The organism is Lacticaseibacillus boliensis, from assembly GCF_054784775.1.
Genome location: NZ_BAAIHN010000002.1, coordinates 53,294 through 68,745, shown reverse-complemented (window position 1 = coordinate 68,745; position 15,452 = coordinate 53,294). Strand labels below are relative to the sequence as shown.

17 protein-coding genes and 1 riboswitch are annotated in these 15,452 nt (G+C 54.5%); of the genes, 16 read left to right on the top strand and 1 reads right to left on the bottom strand.

What is annotated here, in order from left to right; all coding sequences use genetic code 11:
- Window positions 1–21: 21 nt before the first annotated feature.
- The 8 genes from ACYVRB_RS01470 (at window position 22) to ACYVRB_RS01435 (ending at window position 5,677) form a co-directional block, all read left to right on the top strand.
- The gene (locus ACYVRB_RS01470; protein WP_461213110.1) at window positions 22–483 is read left to right on the top strand and encodes a DUF441 domain-containing protein; all 462 of its coding nucleotides are present in this window, start codon (window positions 22–24) and stop codon (window positions 481–483) included.
- A 16-nt stretch (window positions 484–499) separates the two neighbouring features.
- Window positions 500–1,363 carry a CvfB family protein gene (locus ACYVRB_RS01465; protein WP_461213108.1) on the top strand — a complete coding sequence of 288 codons (864 nt, stop codon included), beginning with the start codon at window positions 500–502 and terminating at the stop codon, window positions 1,361–1,363.
- A gap of 20 nt (window positions 1,364–1,383) precedes the next feature.
- A complete protein-coding gene (gene xerD / locus ACYVRB_RS01460; RefSeq protein WP_461213107.1) occupies window positions 1,384–2,265 on the top strand; it encodes a site-specific tyrosine recombinase XerD in 882 nt (293 codons plus the stop codon).
- A gap of 69 nt (window positions 2,266–2,334) precedes the next feature.
- Window positions 2,335–2,724: an N-acetyltransferase gene (locus ACYVRB_RS01455; protein ID WP_461213106.1), complete on the top strand. Its 390-nt coding sequence runs from the start codon at window positions 2,335–2,337 to the stop codon at window positions 2,722–2,724.
- The gene (locus tag ACYVRB_RS01450; protein WP_461213104.1) at window positions 2,702–3,427 is read left to right on the top strand and encodes a segregation and condensation protein A; all 726 of its coding nucleotides are present in this window, start codon (window positions 2,702–2,704) and stop codon (window positions 3,425–3,427) included. Before ACYVRB_RS01455 ends, ACYVRB_RS01450 begins: the two co-directional genes overlap by 23 nt.
- Complete coding sequence (scpB, locus tag ACYVRB_RS01445) at window positions 3,427–3,993, top strand: SMC-Scp complex subunit ScpB (protein WP_461213103.1); 567 nt, start codon at window positions 3,427–3,429, stop codon at window positions 3,991–3,993. Before ACYVRB_RS01450 ends, scpB begins: the two co-directional genes overlap by 1 nt.
- A 50-nt stretch (window positions 3,994–4,043) precedes the next feature.
- Window positions 4,044–4,784, top strand: a complete 741-nt coding sequence (locus tag ACYVRB_RS01440; RefSeq protein WP_461213102.1) for a pseudouridine synthase — start codon at window positions 4,044–4,046, stop codon at window positions 4,782–4,784.
- Window positions 4,785–4,851: 67 nt separating this feature from the next.
- A riboswitch (FMN riboswitch) is annotated at window positions 4,852–4,977 on the top strand.
- A gap of 97 nt (window positions 4,978–5,074) precedes the next feature.
- The gene (locus tag ACYVRB_RS01435; RefSeq protein ID WP_461213100.1) at window positions 5,075–5,677 is read left to right on the top strand and encodes an ECF transporter S component; all 603 of its coding nucleotides are present in this window, start codon (window positions 5,075–5,077) and stop codon (window positions 5,675–5,677) included.
- A gap of 72 nt (window positions 5,678–5,749) precedes the next feature.
- Here the strand turns inward: ACYVRB_RS01435 and ACYVRB_RS01430 are convergent, their stop codons facing one another.
- Window positions 5,750–5,980, bottom strand: a complete 231-nt coding sequence (locus tag ACYVRB_RS01430) for a ferredoxin (protein ID WP_461213232.1) — start codon at window positions 5,978–5,980, stop codon at window positions 5,750–5,752.
- A gap of 28 nt (window positions 5,981–6,008) precedes the next feature.
- Between ACYVRB_RS01430 and ACYVRB_RS01425 the strand changes: the two genes are divergently transcribed.
- From ACYVRB_RS01425 to ACYVRB_RS01390, 8 genes are all read left to right on the top strand, one after another.
- Complete coding sequence (locus tag ACYVRB_RS01425; protein ID WP_461213098.1) at window positions 6,009–6,989, top strand: helix-turn-helix domain-containing protein; 981 nt, start codon at window positions 6,009–6,011, stop codon at window positions 6,987–6,989.
- A complete protein-coding gene (locus ACYVRB_RS01420) occupies window positions 6,976–8,388 on the top strand; it encodes a RecQ family ATP-dependent DNA helicase (RefSeq protein WP_461213097.1) in 1,413 nt (470 codons plus the stop codon). The genes ACYVRB_RS01425 and ACYVRB_RS01420 overlap by 14 nt, the downstream gene beginning before the upstream one ends.
- 56 nt (window positions 8,389–8,444) lie before the next feature.
- Window positions 8,445–9,083, top strand: a complete 639-nt coding sequence (locus ACYVRB_RS01415; protein ID WP_461213096.1) for a LysM peptidoglycan-binding domain-containing protein — start codon at window positions 8,445–8,447, stop codon at window positions 9,081–9,083.
- A gap of 620 nt (window positions 9,084–9,703) precedes the next feature.
- Entirely contained in the window at window positions 9,704–10,369 is a 666-nt protein-coding gene (gene cmk, locus ACYVRB_RS01410) for a (d)CMP kinase (RefSeq protein ID WP_461213094.1), read from the top strand.
- A gap of 83 nt (window positions 10,370–10,452) precedes the next feature.
- Entirely contained in the window at window positions 10,453–11,736 is a 1,284-nt protein-coding gene (gene rpsA / locus ACYVRB_RS01405; protein ID WP_461213092.1) for a 30S ribosomal protein S1, read from the top strand.
- A gap of 112 nt (window positions 11,737–11,848) precedes the next feature.
- Window positions 11,849–13,159 carry a ribosome biogenesis GTPase Der gene (der, locus tag ACYVRB_RS01400; RefSeq protein WP_461213091.1) on the top strand — a complete coding sequence of 437 codons (1,311 nt, stop codon included), beginning with the start codon at window positions 11,849–11,851 and terminating at the stop codon, window positions 13,157–13,159.
- 233 nt (window positions 13,160–13,392) lie between these two features.
- Window positions 13,393–13,668 (top strand): HU family DNA-binding protein, encoded by a 276-nt coding sequence (locus ACYVRB_RS01395; RefSeq protein ID WP_054715215.1) that lies wholly within the window; start codon window positions 13,393–13,395, stop codon window positions 13,666–13,668.
- A gap of 506 nt (window positions 13,669–14,174) precedes the next feature.
- Window positions 14,175–15,434, top strand: coding sequence for a tetratricopeptide repeat protein (locus ACYVRB_RS01390; RefSeq protein ID WP_461213089.1), 1,260 nt, complete (start codon window positions 14,175–14,177; stop codon window positions 15,432–15,434).
- Window positions 15,435–15,452 lie beyond the last annotated feature (18 nt).

Genomic DNA, 15,452 nt, shown 5'->3' with positions numbered 1-15,452 from the left:
GAGAAATTACAGGAGGGCAACATGGAGAGTTGGGTTTTTCTAGCGGTCGTATTTGTGATCGCGGCGCTGGCTAAGAACCGGTCGTTGATGATCGGGGTCGGTTTCGTGATGGTGCTCAAGGCCTTGCCGCCATTGCAACCATTCTTGAAGACACTGCAGTCGCAGGGGATCAACTGGGGCGTGACGGTGATTTCTGCGGCGATCATGGTTCCGATCGCAACCGGTGAAATCGGCGTTAAGGAGTTACTGCGGGTCTTCCGCGAGCCTGCCGGCTGGATCGCCATTGCGATGGGGGTTTTGGTGGCGGTGCTGTCTGCCAAAGGCGTCGGTTTGTTGGCGCAAAGTCCGGAGATGACCGTAGCGCTGGTTTTTGGCACCATCATGGGCGTGGTCTTGTTGCGGGGGATCGCGGCTGGGCCGGTGATTGCAAGCGGCATGACGTATGTGTTGCTCACGATCTTTAATTTGGTTCCGCAACATTGATAAGGAGATTTTTTTAATGAAATTGAACGGACAGTTATTGACGGCCAGTGTGACCGACCATAACGACAAGCAGGTTTTCGCCCAGTATCAAGGCGAGACCTTTGCCATCGACGCGACAGAGTTCGAGACCGTGCCTGAAGAAGGCACCGAACTACACGGCTTCGTCTACGAGAACCAACACGGTGATGCGCGCATGACCACACATATCCCAAAGGTCGGGCACGATCATTATGCTTGGGCGACGGTGGTCGAAGTGCGCCATGATCTTGGCGTGTTCGTCAACATCGGGTTGCCAGACAAAGATATCGTGGTGTCGTTGGACCAACTTCCCGAGCTGAGCCGCTTGTGGCCGGCGCGCGGCGATAAGTTGATGGTCGCGCTGACGATCGACAAGAAGCACCGTTTGTGGGGCAAGCTGGCTGATGAAACCATCATCAGCGCGGTCGCCAATTTGGGGAAGCCCAAGCAGATGAATGAAGACGTCACCGCGACGGCCTACCGTCTGAAGATGGCAGGGACGCATGTATTGACCGACGACTTTTTCTTAGGGTTCATCCATCCCAGTGAACGTGAGATCGAACCGCGTCTAGGCGAGGTCGTGCACGCGCGGGTCATCGGGGTCCGACCAAACGGCGAGTTGAACCTCAGCTTGAAGCCGCGGGCGTTTGAGGCCATTTCTGATGACGCGGCGATGGTGTTGGCAGTATTGGAGCACAGCGAAGATGGCACGATCGCTTTTACCGATAAAAGCGATCCAGAAGCGATCACGGCGGCGTTTGGCATCAGTAAAGGGGCGTTTAAGCGCGCGCTTGGCAACCTGATGAAAGCCAAGAAAATCCGCCAGCATGACGGCGTCACCGAACTGGTCCAAAAGGATTAATGTTATAAAGCAGGTGCAATATGGAACAATTAATTGCAGATTTTGTGCATTATCTTGATGTTGAACGAGGCCTGGCCCCGACGACACAGGTCAGCTACAAGCAGGATCTGCGCGAGTTTGCCGCTTGGCTGACTGACGAGCAGATCGATGAGTTTCCCAGTGAGCTCGCTGTTATTCAAGAGTTTCTGCGGGTGCAAACGACGCTGAAGGCGGCCAGCTCGATGAGCCGGATGATTTCTGCGATGCGCAAGTTTTACCGGTATTTATTGCGCGAAGAAGTGATCGTCAGCGATCCGATGACACTGGTGGCTTCCCCTAAACCCGCACAGCACCTACCAGCGACGCTGTCTGCCAACGAGATCGACCGCTTGATGGCGGCGCCCAACGTCGCCAAACCGCTGGGCATGCGGGACCGGGCGATTTTTGAATTGATGTATGCCACCGGGTTGCGGGTCTCAGAAGTCGTCAACTTGCGGTTGGACCAGCTACACTTGACACTGAATCTCTTGCAGGTCACCGGTAAAGGCGACAAGGAGCGGATCGTGCCGATCAGCCCGCAGGCAGTCGAGTGGGTGCAACACTACTTGCAAGAAGCGCGGCCATGCTTGATCAAAAACGCGGCGCCTGAGCAGGTCTTCGTTAATTTTCACGGACACCAGCTGACGCGACAAGGCATCTGGAAGAACCTCAAAGCCTACATCGACACCTTGGGCATCGAAAAAAACGTGACGCCGCACACCCTGCGGCATAGTTTCGCCACGAACCTGTTGGCCAACGGGGCCGACTTGCGGGTCGTTCAAGAGCTGTTGGGTCACAGCGATATCAGCACTACCCAGATCTATACGCATCTGGATAATTCCCAGCTGATCGCGGTTTATCACAAAGCCCATCCTCGCGGCTAACAGAATATTTGTCCTTGTCAGAGGGATATGATACAGTAGCCTCTGAGAGTAGTTAATCTGGAGGCTATTATGCTGACAAAATATAAACACGATTACGCGAAGATCGCCATGGGCTTTTTATCGTTCATTCCTGACCTTAAAGACATGGATCATCTGCAAACGGAGCTGCGGTTATACACCGAAGATCCGACCCATGTCTTGTATCTCTACCGTGAAAACCGCGACGCGGATTTTGAAGGTGTCGTCGGCGTCGAATCGGCTAACGATTTCGTGATGCTGCGGCATTTAAGCCTATCGCCATCAGCCCGAGACACGGCGACTCAGTTCGCTGCGTTGAGTGATCTGGTGGCTTTGTATCCGCAACAGAAATTAATGGGGTCGATGGAAACCGCCCCCTTAGTCGCAAAGTTCAATCAATATAGAAAAGAGGGTCCCCATGGCACTGACACTGGTGCTTGATGACTTTTCTGGACCGTTGGATTTACTGTGGCATTTGATCCGTACCAATGAAGTCGACATCTACGATATTCCGATTGCCGAGATCACTAGCCAATATCTCGATTACCTGCATCAGATGCAGGAATTGCGCTTAGATGTGGCTGGTGATTATTTTGTTATGGCCGCAAGCCTGATGGCACTGAAAAGCAAACTCCTATTGCCGCAGCCGGAGCCGGAACTAAGCGAAGACGGCGACGCGTTCGATCCGCGGGCCGATCTTGTCGCGCAATTGTTGACGTATCAAGTCTATCAAGAAGCCGCCAAGCGCCTCCAAGAGCGCGAGCAAAAGCGGGCGCTGTCCTTTGCCAAAGAAGAAACTCTGCCGCCGAGTGACCTTGCTGTGCGAATGGCGCCAGGAGCCGTGAAACTACGAGACCTGGTGCAGGCCATGAGCACTGTGGTTGCCCAACAAGTCGCCACCGCCCGGACGATTGCTCACATCGAAGCGGAACCGATCTCGTTGAGCGAGCGGATAGGCGCGGTGATGGCGACGCTGACGGCACGCAAATGTTGCGAGTTCTCACAGCTTGTTGCCAAACCGTCTGTCGATGGGGTCGTGTCCACGTTTTTAGCCATTTTGGAATTAATGAAGTCTGATCAAATCGACTGTGAGCAGGCGGCGCCTTTTGCCCCGATCACGGTCAGCTTGAAGGAGGTCGCCTGATGCAGCCTGTGATCGAAGCGGTGTTGTATACCGCAGGTACTGCCGGGGTGGCGTTGACCGATTTTGCTGGGATCCTCAACATCAGCCCCGCCGCGATGCGCCAACAATTAGAAGCTTACCAGCAGACGCTCGACGCGGATTCCGCGCGCGGATTGATGCTGCGGCAAAGCGAAGACCGCTATTATCTGCTCACCAAACCCGAACACGCCCAGACGCTGCGGCGGTATTTCGCTGGGCCACCGGCCCAAGGCCTGTCACAGGCGGCGCTGGAGGTCTTGGCGATCATCGCGTATCAGCAGCCGCTGACGCGCATCGAGATCGATGAAGTCCGCGGCGTCCAGTCTAGTGGCGCGCTGACAACGCTGGCCAGCCGCCAGCTGATCAAAGAAGCCGGGCGTAAAGACGCGCCGGGGCGGCCGATCTTATACGCAACGACGCCGTTTTTCTTGGATTATTTCGGGCTGAAGAGTCTCAAAGAATTGCCCCCGCTGCAGACGCAACAGGCGCCTGAAGAAGTCGACTTGTTCGCAGATTTCAACGCGGCCCTCGATTCTGACGACAACTAATACGCAACAGATCGCGCTGTTTTGGCGGCGCGGCTAAAGGAGAATTGATAATGAACGAAGAAACAGAACGCCTGCAAAAGGCGATCGCTAACGCTGGGGTCGCTTCGCGTCGCCACGCGGAAGAACTGATCGCCAGCGGCCATGTGACCGTCAACGGGGCAGTCGTGACCGAAATGGGCGTCAAAGTCTCGCCGCACGACGACGTGCAAGTCGACGGCGTGCCATTGAGCAAACCGTTGGCGCGACACTACCTTTTTTATAAGCCGCGTGGTGTCATCACCGCGGTCACCGACGATAAGAAGCGCAAGGTCGTCACCGATTATTTTGAAGGCGTGCCGGAACGCCTTTATCCCGTTGGCCGGCTGGACTATGACACGTCAGGGCTGTTGATCATGACCAACGACGGCGATTTCGCCAACCAGCTGATGCATCCGCGCTACAACATCGAAAAGCACTATGTGGCCAAGGTCGAAGGCATCCCGAGCCGTATGGATCTGGCCCCGCTGCGAAAAGGCCTGAAGATCGATGGTAAGAAGGCGGCGCCTGCGCGCTACAACATCATCTCTACCGACAAGACCAAGCGCACCGCGATCGTCGAGCTGATGATCCATCAAGGCATGAACCATCAGGTCAAGAAGATGTTCAAGGCCGTCGGGTTTCCTGTGATCAAGCTGTCGCGGCCGCAGTATGGCCCGATCACGCTGGAAGGTTTGCAGCCAGGCGAGTATCGTCCGTTGAAGCCGCGGGAAGTCGACGCCTTGCGGAAGCTGGCCAAAGGCGAGCAGATCTAGCATTTACTTACTTTTTGTTGACAGCCCATGTGAAAGCTGTTACAATGTGCTTGTAATTAAATATATGGTTCGTCTTCAGGGGCAGGGTGTAATTCCCGACCGGCGGTGATAGTCCGCGACCCAAGCTCGTGCTTGGTTGACCAAGGTGAGATCCCTTGACCGATAGTTAAAGTCTAGATGAAAGAAGATGGGGCTTATCTTGAATCCTAACATTCATGTAAGGCCTGTTTGCCCTTGGGTAAACAGGTCTTTTTAGGCTCTTCTGAAGCGACCGCATGGAGGAATGTTCTATGTCAGGTTCTAAGGTTCACCGCTTAGTCGGAATCGCATTGTTGTCCGCCGTCGGGTTTATTCTCCAGATGTTTTTGGCATTTCCGATCTTGCCGATGTTTCCGTTCTTGAAACTCGACTTGTCGGATCTTACCGTGTTGCTGGGTGGGTTGTTGTACGGTCCACTTGGTGGCGTGTCAGTGGCGTTTGTTCGTTCGCTGGTCCATTATGTGATGACCGGCGGAGGCGTCGTCAACTTGATCGGCGACGTTGCCAGCTTCATTGCCAGCGTCGGTTTCATGTTGCCAGTGGTCGCGATGATGAAGTCCAAGAATTCGTTCGGGCGCCAGGTCGGTGGCTTGTTAGGTGGGACGGTCAGCTTGACGGTCATCATGAGTCTGCTGAACTGGGTCGCCATCATGCCAATGTATTTGGCGGTGATGAACTTCCAGTTGGGAATGTCAACCACCAAGTATGTGTTGATCGGGGTCGTCCCGTTCAACTTGATCAAAGGGGTGGTCGTTTCCGTCGTCTTCTTCGTTTTAGCCAAGGCGTTGATGCCATGGCTGGACAAGCAACACGCGATCCAAGCTCAGCGCATGCAACAGCGTTCGCTTAAATAATCAAACAACAACGGCCGGTAAAACCCAGATTCGGGTCTTGCCGGCCGTTGTTGCGTTGGCGAAAAGGCGAATTTAACTGGTGAAAGGTTCATTGCTGTGTTCGATGGCACCGGTAGGGCAGCGGCTGAAGGCGATCTTAAAAGCGGCCGTCGCTTGATCATCCAGTGGCAAGGTACCCGTGTTGTGATCGGGGGTGTAGCTGGCGATGCCGTCGACGTTGTAATTGAATAACTTCGGGGCCAACATTTGGCAAAGCCCACAGGCGATGCAAGCATCTTGATTCACGTGCGCGTATAATGACATCATGAATTCCTCCCAGGTGGTGAAAATTGTGTTAGACGACTTGCTCATTCAGTTCTTCGATGCTCAGGCGCGACGGGAAACGTCGGTGTATCTGTTATTAATTGGTAAAAAAACGTTATCGATCCTTTATGCGGCACTGAGCCATCACCAACTGCAATGGCTTCAATTGTACCCTACGCTCCAGCGCGCGGATTATCAAGCAGCAATCGCCAGGCTGGTGGCCGAAGGGGCGCTGAAAGCCGGCGCTAACGGGCTGGTGCTGGCGGATGAGGCGGCCAAAGCCGCCGCGGCGCAACGCGTGCCGCTGCCCGAACATTACCGGCCGGACTTGGCGGTCCATGATTCTGTCCCGAAATTCCAGCTAGCGGTGCAAGTCCTGTCCGAAGCTAGCTATCACGAGCGGCGGTATCGCCCGGTCGTTCAAGACTGGGCGGTGCAACAAGCCGTCCGGCGCTGGTGGCAGGATTGCGACGTGCCATCGGCAACTGCGGCGTTAGAAGCGGCGTTTGCCACTTTGCCCCAAGCCAGCGCCGACGCGTTGGCACACCGGCTGGTTGGACATGCGTATGTGGGTGATGCTAGGCCCGCAGACCTGGCGGGGTGGTTGCATGGAATCGATGAGCTTGCGCAGTTGATCAGTGTGATCGCGACCAGCCCAGCGACGTCTGCTTGGTATCGCCTCTGGGGCGGCCCCAAACCGTTGGGTACCGCCAGCGCCTATCAGGTGTTGGCACTGATCACACAAGGGAGATCCAAGGCCCAAGCCGCCGCGCAGTTACGCTTGAAGCCGTCGACGATCAACGAGCATCTGCTCACGGTGGTGATCGAAGGGGCTGACCTGCCGCTGACGCAGTTTTACACAGTCGAGCAGCGCCAGGCGCTGTCGCAACAAGATGCCACAGCCGGCTATAGCGCGTTGATGGCGGCGGTGCCTGATTGTGATTTCTTCCAGGTGCGACTTTATCAGATCTTACGATTACAAGGGAGGTGGCCGGATGCCAACGCTTGAAGAAACACTCCAACAAGATTTCGGCTTTACCGCTTTTCGTCCCGGCCAGCGTGAGTTGGTCGAAGCCGTGCTTGCCGGCCACGACGCGCTGGGGATCTTGCCGACCGGTAGCGGGAAGACGCTGTGCTATCAGCTGCCGGCACAGTTGCTGGGCGGGCTGACCGTGGTCGTGGAGCCGCTGTTGGCGTTAATGGATGATCAAGTGGCCCGGCTACAAGCGCGAGGGGAAAAACGGGCGGTGACGCTGTCCAGCCGGCTGACGCCGCAGGATTTTGCTTGGGTCGTGGGGCATCTTGGCGCTTATCGCTTCTTGTTCGTGTCGCCGGAGACGCTGCTGCGTCCAGACGTCCAAGCGGCGTTGCAACGGGTGAGCGTGGCGTGTTTGGTCGTCGATGAAGCCCACTGCATCTCGCAGTGGGGGCCTGATTTTCGCCCGGCTTATTTGCGCTTGGCCCAGATCAAGGCGGCCTTGGCACCGCGTTGCACCTTGGCACTGACGGCGACGGCGCCCAAGCGGGTCCAGCAAGACATCATTACCTCGTTGCGCTTGAATGCGCCGCAAGAGGTGATTACGAGCGTCGACCGGCCGAATATCTTCTTGGGTGTCGAGATGGTCGCCACGCCTGCCGCCAAGCGTGAGCGCGTGGTGGCGCTGGTCCAACACTTGCAGGCACCGACGATCGTGTATTTTGATCGCCGGGCAGAAGCAGAAGCATGGAGCGATGCGTTGGTTACGGCAGGGGTAGCGGCCAGTTATTACCATGCCGGGCTTGATGACGCCAGCCGCGCGTTGATTCAACGCCAGTTCATGGCCGGCCAGTTGACGGTGATCTGTGCGACTAGCGCGTTTGGCATGGGTATCGACAAGGCCGACGTGCGCTTGGTGGTTTATACCTATGCACCAGAATCGCTTGAGGCGTATTCGCAGGGCATCGGTCGCGCCGGCCGTGACGGGCAACCCAGCGCCAGTTTGGTCGTCGTTGCCCCAGGAGACTTGCAAAGGGCCGCCCAGTTTGCGCAGGCGCTACCGGACCCGCAACTGATCGCGACCGTTTTTGCCCACCCAGAAGCGTATGAAGGCGCGGATGATCCGCAGATCGATCTGGTGCTGGCATACGCGAAGGCACGTTTTTCCCAGGCGCAGGTGCAACAGCGTTTGGCGGCGCGTAGCGAGGAGAAACTTGCCGGGGTCCAGGCGGTGATCGAATATCTCACCCACACTGGGTGCCGGCGGGCGTTGTGGTTACGGTATTTCGATGCCCCGGTGCGAGCGCACGATGATTTTTGTTGTGGCGCGCTGAATGATGACGTGGTTGCCAAAATTGCACCGGGCGAATTGACGCCGGCAATTCAAGGTGATTGGCGACAAGTCTTTCGTCAGTTATTTAACGAAGTCTAAAACCTTTTGAGGCGCAGGTATGATACAATAATGCCAGAATGTGAGGGGGGATCGGTTTGCGTAAGAAAACCACCAAGAAAGAGGAATCAGTCGAAAACGACGCTTCCGACCAAACCAAGCCTTGGAACAAACAGTTTGATGATGACCGTGACGACGATGGCAATCTGTCTCGACTCGCAACGCGCAAGAAAAAGCGCGGCGGGTCGATCCTAGCCATCGTGGTCTGGGTCGCCTTGGCGCTGGTAATCATTGTTCCTGTTGCCTGGCAGGCGATCCGCAGTAATACCGTCAAGTCCGGCGGTGATTATACACAAAATAAAATCACCGTGACATCGACGAGCAAAAAGGCCAAGCCTTCCAGTGAGTCATCGAGCAGCAAGCCATCTTCTAGTCGCAAATCTAGCAGCACTAGTAGCAAGGCTTCATCAAGCTCTAGTGTGGCTACAAGCAGTTCCAGCAGCCAGGTCGCAACTTCATCAAGCCGTGTACCAAGTAGCAGTAGTAGCAGTGTCAGCTCTAGCGTCTCTTCGAGCTCTAGTTCGACTAGCGCCACGGGCACTTACACGGTCAAGGCCGGCGATAACTTGTATCGGATCGCGGTCAACCACGGGATGACGTTGAGCGAGTTGTTACAGGCCAACGGTTTATCGACCGGGGCCAGAATCTCATCCGGCCAAGTGCTGAAGGTTAAGTAAGCCAAGAGTTGAGTCGGAAACGGCTCAATTTTTTATGCCCAGAGCGAAAAAACCAGAGCGAAGCAGGACGGTTTTAGGCATGTGCATAAGACGGCTTGGGTGCGTGCTGGCAGCGCCAGCGCGTGACCGAGACGACTTGTGCGCAATGCCGTTGCCCGGTGTAGCTCGACGAAGAAACCAGAGCGAAGTGGCGCGCACTTAGCGGGTCGGGTAGCCTAGCGAGCACACTTGGGGCGTTTTTTGCCCCGAGTGTGATGGCGTAGCTAACCGCACCCGCCGTTGCGGCACGCAGCTCGACGAAAAAACCAGAGCGGAGGGCGCGTATTTTGGTGGGAGTCTAAGATGGCTTGGTCAGGGTGCGGCGTAGCCGTGCCATGGCCGGGACAGCTTAGACAGCCCGCCATTGCGGCACGCAGCTCGACGAAAAAAACCAGAGCGGAGGGCGCGTACGCAGCGTATCAGACATTTGCGCAATGCCGTTGCCCGGTGTAGCTTGAGGTCGACCCACGTAAAGTAAACCAGTTTTACCTGGCAGTCTGAGTCAGCTTAGACATGCCAATCAAAATTTCAAGGCCACTGTTGTCCGGCAACGGTGGCAAACAGAGGAGTTCGTAAACAACATGATACAAATTGCAATCGATGGCCCGGCAGGTTCTGGGAAAAGCACGATCGCGAAGTTAGTTGCCACCAAGTTAGGCTATATTTATTGTGACACCGGGGCGATGTATCGCACGGCCACAGTGATGGCGTTGCGCCTAGGCCTGGCTTTAGACGACGAAGACGCGATCATGGCGCATTTGCGTGCCTTGGATATCACATTTAAGCCTAGCGCCGACGGCCAGCTGGTGTTCATGGATGGCGAAGACGTGACGCTGGCGATCCGCGAACCGGAAACCACCAACAACGTTTCCCAAGTCGCGGCCTTGCCTGCAGTGCGTGAAGAGATGGTGCGCCGCCAACGGGACATCGCCGCCAGCAACAACATTGTCATGGATGGGCGCGATATTGGCACCACCGTGCTGCCTAACGCTCAGGTCAAGGTCTTCATGGTCGCTTCGGTCGAAGCACGTGCGGCCCGGCGCCATAAAGAAAATGTTGAAAAAGGGATCATGACCCCAGTGGCAACGTTAGAAAAAGAAATTGCTGAACGTGACCGTAAAGACTCTAGCCGCGCGGTTTCGCCGCTGCGCAAAGCCGCAGATGCGGTCGAGATCGATAGTACCAGCATGACGATCGATGAGGAAGTCAACCAGATCATCGCACTTGTCAACGCACAAACTGAATAATTTTTGACAAAGTATTGGCAATTTCAACCAGAGTTAGGTACAATAAGGGTTGTATGACAGTCGTATAGGAGGATTTATTTGGCATGAGTGAAAACAACGTAAACGAAAACGCCCAAACGATGGCGGACGCTTTAAACAGCGTCGAAACCGTTCATATCGGTGACACCGTAAAGGGTGAAGTATTAGCCGTTGAGGATAAGCAGCTGATCGTCGGTATTGAAGGCACCGGTGTAGAAGGTGTCGTTCCTCTGAAAGAATTATCTACTCAGCCAATCGATGATATTCACTCGGTTGCTAAAGTCGGCGATGAGATTGACTTAGTTGTCATTTCGACGATCGGTAAAGATAAAGAAAATGGCCAGTACTTGCTTTCTAAGCGTCGCTTGGAAGCACAAAAGGTCTGGAAAGAAATCCAAGCGAAGTTCGATGCTGGTGAAACCATCACCGCACCTGTTACTTCCGTGGTTAAGGGTGGCTTAGTCGTTAACGCCGGCGTGCGTGGATTCGTTCCTGCATCTATGGTTGAAGACCACTTCGTTGAAGACCTTTCCCAATATAAGAACCAAGAACTCGAATTCAAGATTATTGAAATCGAACCAAGCGACAACCGTCTGATCCTTTCCCATCGTGCGATTGTTGAAGCCTCTAAGGCCGAAGCACGTAAGGAAATCTTCAGCAAGTTGCAAGCCGGCGATACGGTTGAAGGTACGGTTGCACGTCTCACCAACTTTGGTGCGTTCGTTGACCTTGGCGGCGTGGATGGTTTGGTCCACGTTTCCGAAATTGCCTTTGATCACGTTGACAAGCCTTCTGATGTTTTGAAGGTTGGCCAAGACGTTAAGGTTAAGGTCCTCGCCGTTGACGAAGACCGCGATCGGATTTCCTTGTCCATCAAGGCAACCTTGCCACAACCTTGGGATGATATCGAAGAAAAAGCCCCAGCCGGCGCTGTTCTTGACGGCACGGTTCGTCGCTTGACCAGTTTTGGTGCCTTCGTTGAAGTCTTCCCTGGCGTTGAAGGTTTGGTTCATATTTCTCAGATTTCCCACGAACACATTGCGACCCCGCAAGACGTGCTCAAGGAAGGTCAAGAAATCAAGGTCAAGGTGCTTTCTGTTGACCCAGATGCACATCGTTTGGCATTGTCCATCAAGGCGCTTGAAGAAGCTCCTGAAGGCGCCAGCGAAGAACGCGAAAGCCGCCCACGTAACAACAACCGTGGTGGCGAACGCAACGATCGTCCTCGTCGTAACAACCGTTCAGAACGGACATCTATTCCTGCTGAATATCAACAAGATGATTCCGGCTTCTCTCTGGGCGACATGCTTGGCGATGCCCTCAAGGACTTCGGCAAAGACGACAAGTAAGTTTAAGGTTTCACTGCGGGACAAAAGCAATTTTGTCCCGCTTTTTATTGCCAAACTACTGAGAGGCGCATTACCTGAAGTGCCTCGGCAACACAATTAAGGATGTGAGCAAATGGTATTACCAACATTGGCGATCGTTGGCCGCCCGAACGTCGGCAAGTCCACGATTTTCAACCGGATCTTAGGCGAACGTGTTTCGATCGTCGAAGATACCCCCGGGATCACGCGTGACCGGATCTACGGCAAAGCTGAATGGCTGGGCAAAGAGTTTGCATTGATCGACACCGGCGGGATCGATCTGGGGGACGAACCATTCTTGTCCCAGATCACCCAACAAGCCGAAATTGCGATCGATGAAGCGGATGTGATCATGTTTTTGATGAGTGTCGAAGCAGGGGTCACTGACGCTGACGAAAAAGTCGCCCAGATCCTCTACCGTGCCGACAAGCCGGTGGTGTTGGCCGTTAACAAGGTCGACAACCCTGAGCGGCGCAACGATATCTATGATTTTTACTCGCTGGGTTTCGGGGAACCTTATCCGTTATCTGGGACCCATGGGATCGGCTTAGGGGACGCCTTAGACGCTGTTTTGGCCGCCTTTCCTGAAGAAGGGGAAGCGCCAGAAGACGACAGCATCAAGTTCTCCTTCATCGGCCGGCCCAATGTTGGCAAGTCCAGCTTGGTCAACGCGATCCTTGGTGAAGAGCGGGTGATCGTGTCTGATATTGAAGGCACGACTCGAGACGCGATCGACACCAAGTTCGTCAGTCACGACCAAGAGTTCACCATGATCGATACTGCTGGGATCCGCAAACGCGGCAAGGTGTACGAAAACACCGAAAAGTATGCTGTGATGCGGGCCTTGCGTGCGATCGATCGTTCCGATGTGGTGTTGGTCGTTTTGGATGCTGAAACCGGCATCCGCGAACAAGACAAGAAAGTTGCCGGCTATGCGCACGAAGCCGGGCGTGGCATCATCATCGTCGTCAACAAGTGGGACACCTTGACCAGCAAGGACAACCACACGATGCAAGAATTCGAACAGCACATTCGGGACGAATTCCAGTATCTCGACTACGCGCCAATCGTTTTTGTCTCCGCAAAAACGCATCAGCGCCTTAAGAATCTGCCGCAAATGATCATCAATGTTTCTGAAAATCAGAATCGGCGAATTCAAAGTGCAGTGTTGAACGATGTCTTGTTGGATGCGATTGCAGTCACGCCGACGCCAACAATCAACGGCAAGCGTCTGCGTATCTACTATCTGACGCAAGTGGCCGTCAAACCGCCGACATTCGTGGCTTTTGTCAACGATCCGGACCTGTTACACTTCTCGTATCAGCGCTTTTTGATCAACCAGTTGCGCCACACATTTGATTTCGATGGCACGCCAATTCACTTGATTGCGCGAAACCGCAAGTAATTAGGCTTTGCAGCTTCGGCACGCCGAAACTTAACTTTTCAAAAATGTTTTTTCATTGGTTGCTAAAACTACCGCTAAAACGTGAAAAAACCTTGCTACACCGGCGTTGGTGTGCTATCTTTAAGCATGAAATAGTGATACGGTTTTATCATTGTTTCCTCATTCTGTGAGGTAGCTCACAGTTGGGACTTTAGATGATGAATCATCTAAATCATACGGAGGTGAAATTGCTTATGGCAAACAAAGCTGAATTGATCGAAAGCGTTGTGGAAAAGACTGGTCTGACCAAGAAAGACGCAACTGCTGCTGTTGACGCTGTCTTCAGTTCGATCCAAGATAACCTGGCTGCAGGTGCTAAGGTTCAATTGATCGGTTTCGGTAACTTCGAAGTGCGCGAACGCGCTGCTCGTAAGGGCCGCAACCCACAAACCGGTGCAGAGATTGAAATCCCTGCATCTAAGGTACCAGCATTCAAGCCTGGTAAGGCACTCAAGGACGCTGTTAAGTAGTCTCCTGAGGCAATGATACATCAAACGGCTGAACCTTAACGGGTTCGGCCGTTTCGTTTTGCCCAGAGCGAAAAAACCAGAGCGAAGCAAAGCGGTTTTAGCAGGGAGTCTAAGATGGCTTGGTCATGGTGCGGCGAAGCCGTGCCGTGGCCGAGACAGCTTAGACAGTCCAGCGTTGCTTTGTGTCGCTCGACGAAAAAAACCAGAGCGAAGCAGGACGGCTTTAGGCATGTGCAAAAGGCGGCTTGGGTGCGTGCTGGCAGCGCCAGCGCGTGACCGAGACGACTTATGCGCAATGCCGTTGTCCTGCGTAGCTCGACGAAGAAAACCAGAGCGAAGCGGTGCGCACTTAGCGGGTCGGGTAGCCTAGCTATCGGGTTTGGGGCGGTTTTGGCCCCGAGTGCAATGGCGTAGCTAGCCGTACCCGCGTTGCTCCGCGTAGCTCGACGAAAAAGCCACCCCAGCCGCCTAAGCAGGCATGTCGAAACGATGATACGGAGGGAATCATGAGTTATTCAGAACAGATGTTGACCGCCTTAGAAAATGGCGACATGAATCAGGCCCGTGACCTGTTCATACAAGTGATCGCGCATGATGATGATGAAACCAAGTATAATCTTGCTCAAGAGTTGTACGCCTTAGGCTTCACCGGCCAGGCACAGCGTTTGTATGAAGAGCTGTTGGGCAAATATCCCGATCAAGACGATATCCGCGCGATGCTGGCCGATATTGCCGTATCCAACGGCGATGCTGACAAGGCGCTGAATTATCTGGCGCAGGTGCCTGAGACCAGCGATTACTACGTGCAGGCGCTGATGACCGCCGCAGACGTTTACCAGACGCAAGGGTTGTATGAAGTCAGTGCCCAAAAACTGCTTGAAGCTAAAAAGTTGGCGCCTGACGAGCCGGTCATCACCTTTGCACTTGGCGAGTTGTACTTCGATTGGGGAAAGGACTCAGAGGCCGCCTTGGCGTATTCTGAGCTGATCCAAGCCGGTGTGGATACCGTGGCGAACGTCTCGGTGAAGGCACGCTACGGGGCGACGCTGGCCAATCTCGGCCAATACGAAGACGCGGTGGCGGTGTATGAAGAACTCGGCGACGCCTTGGACTTCAACAGCACCTTCACCTTAGGCGGGCTATACCTGCAACTCAAAGACTACCCGCGGGCGATCGACAAGCTGTCGGCTGTCATCGAAGAAGACGACACGTATGCCAATGCTTATCTGCCGCTGGCCCAGGCCCAAGCGGCCGACCATCAAGCCGACGCGGCCTTGACGACGGTGCAATCCGGCCTGCAAGTTGACGACACCAATCCGGACCTGTATGGGTTAGGGGCGGATCTGGCGCTGAAGGCTGAAGACTTCGATCTGGCACGAACGTACTTACAAAAAGCGCGCGCCATCGATCCGGAAAACCAGGCGCTGATGTTGGCATGGTCGAACCTGTTGCTGGCAACGGAAAAAGACGACGACAACATCGCATTCTTAGAGGCCATCGATCAAAGCGGTGACGTCGATCCGCAGATCTATTGGAACCTCGCCAAGAGTTATGATCGCCTAGACAACGTTGACAAGGCGCGGGAAAACTACCTGTTGGCGTTCCGGTCATTTGCGGATTCACCGGACTTTTTGCACGACATCATCGACTTTTTCCAATCCACTTCAGCGTTGCCGGAGTTGAAGGCCGCACTGACCCGCTATGTGGCCTTGGTGCCTGACGACACCGAGATGCAAGCGCGACTGGATGAATTAGACGCTGAGTGACTCTGCAGGCCGGCGGGG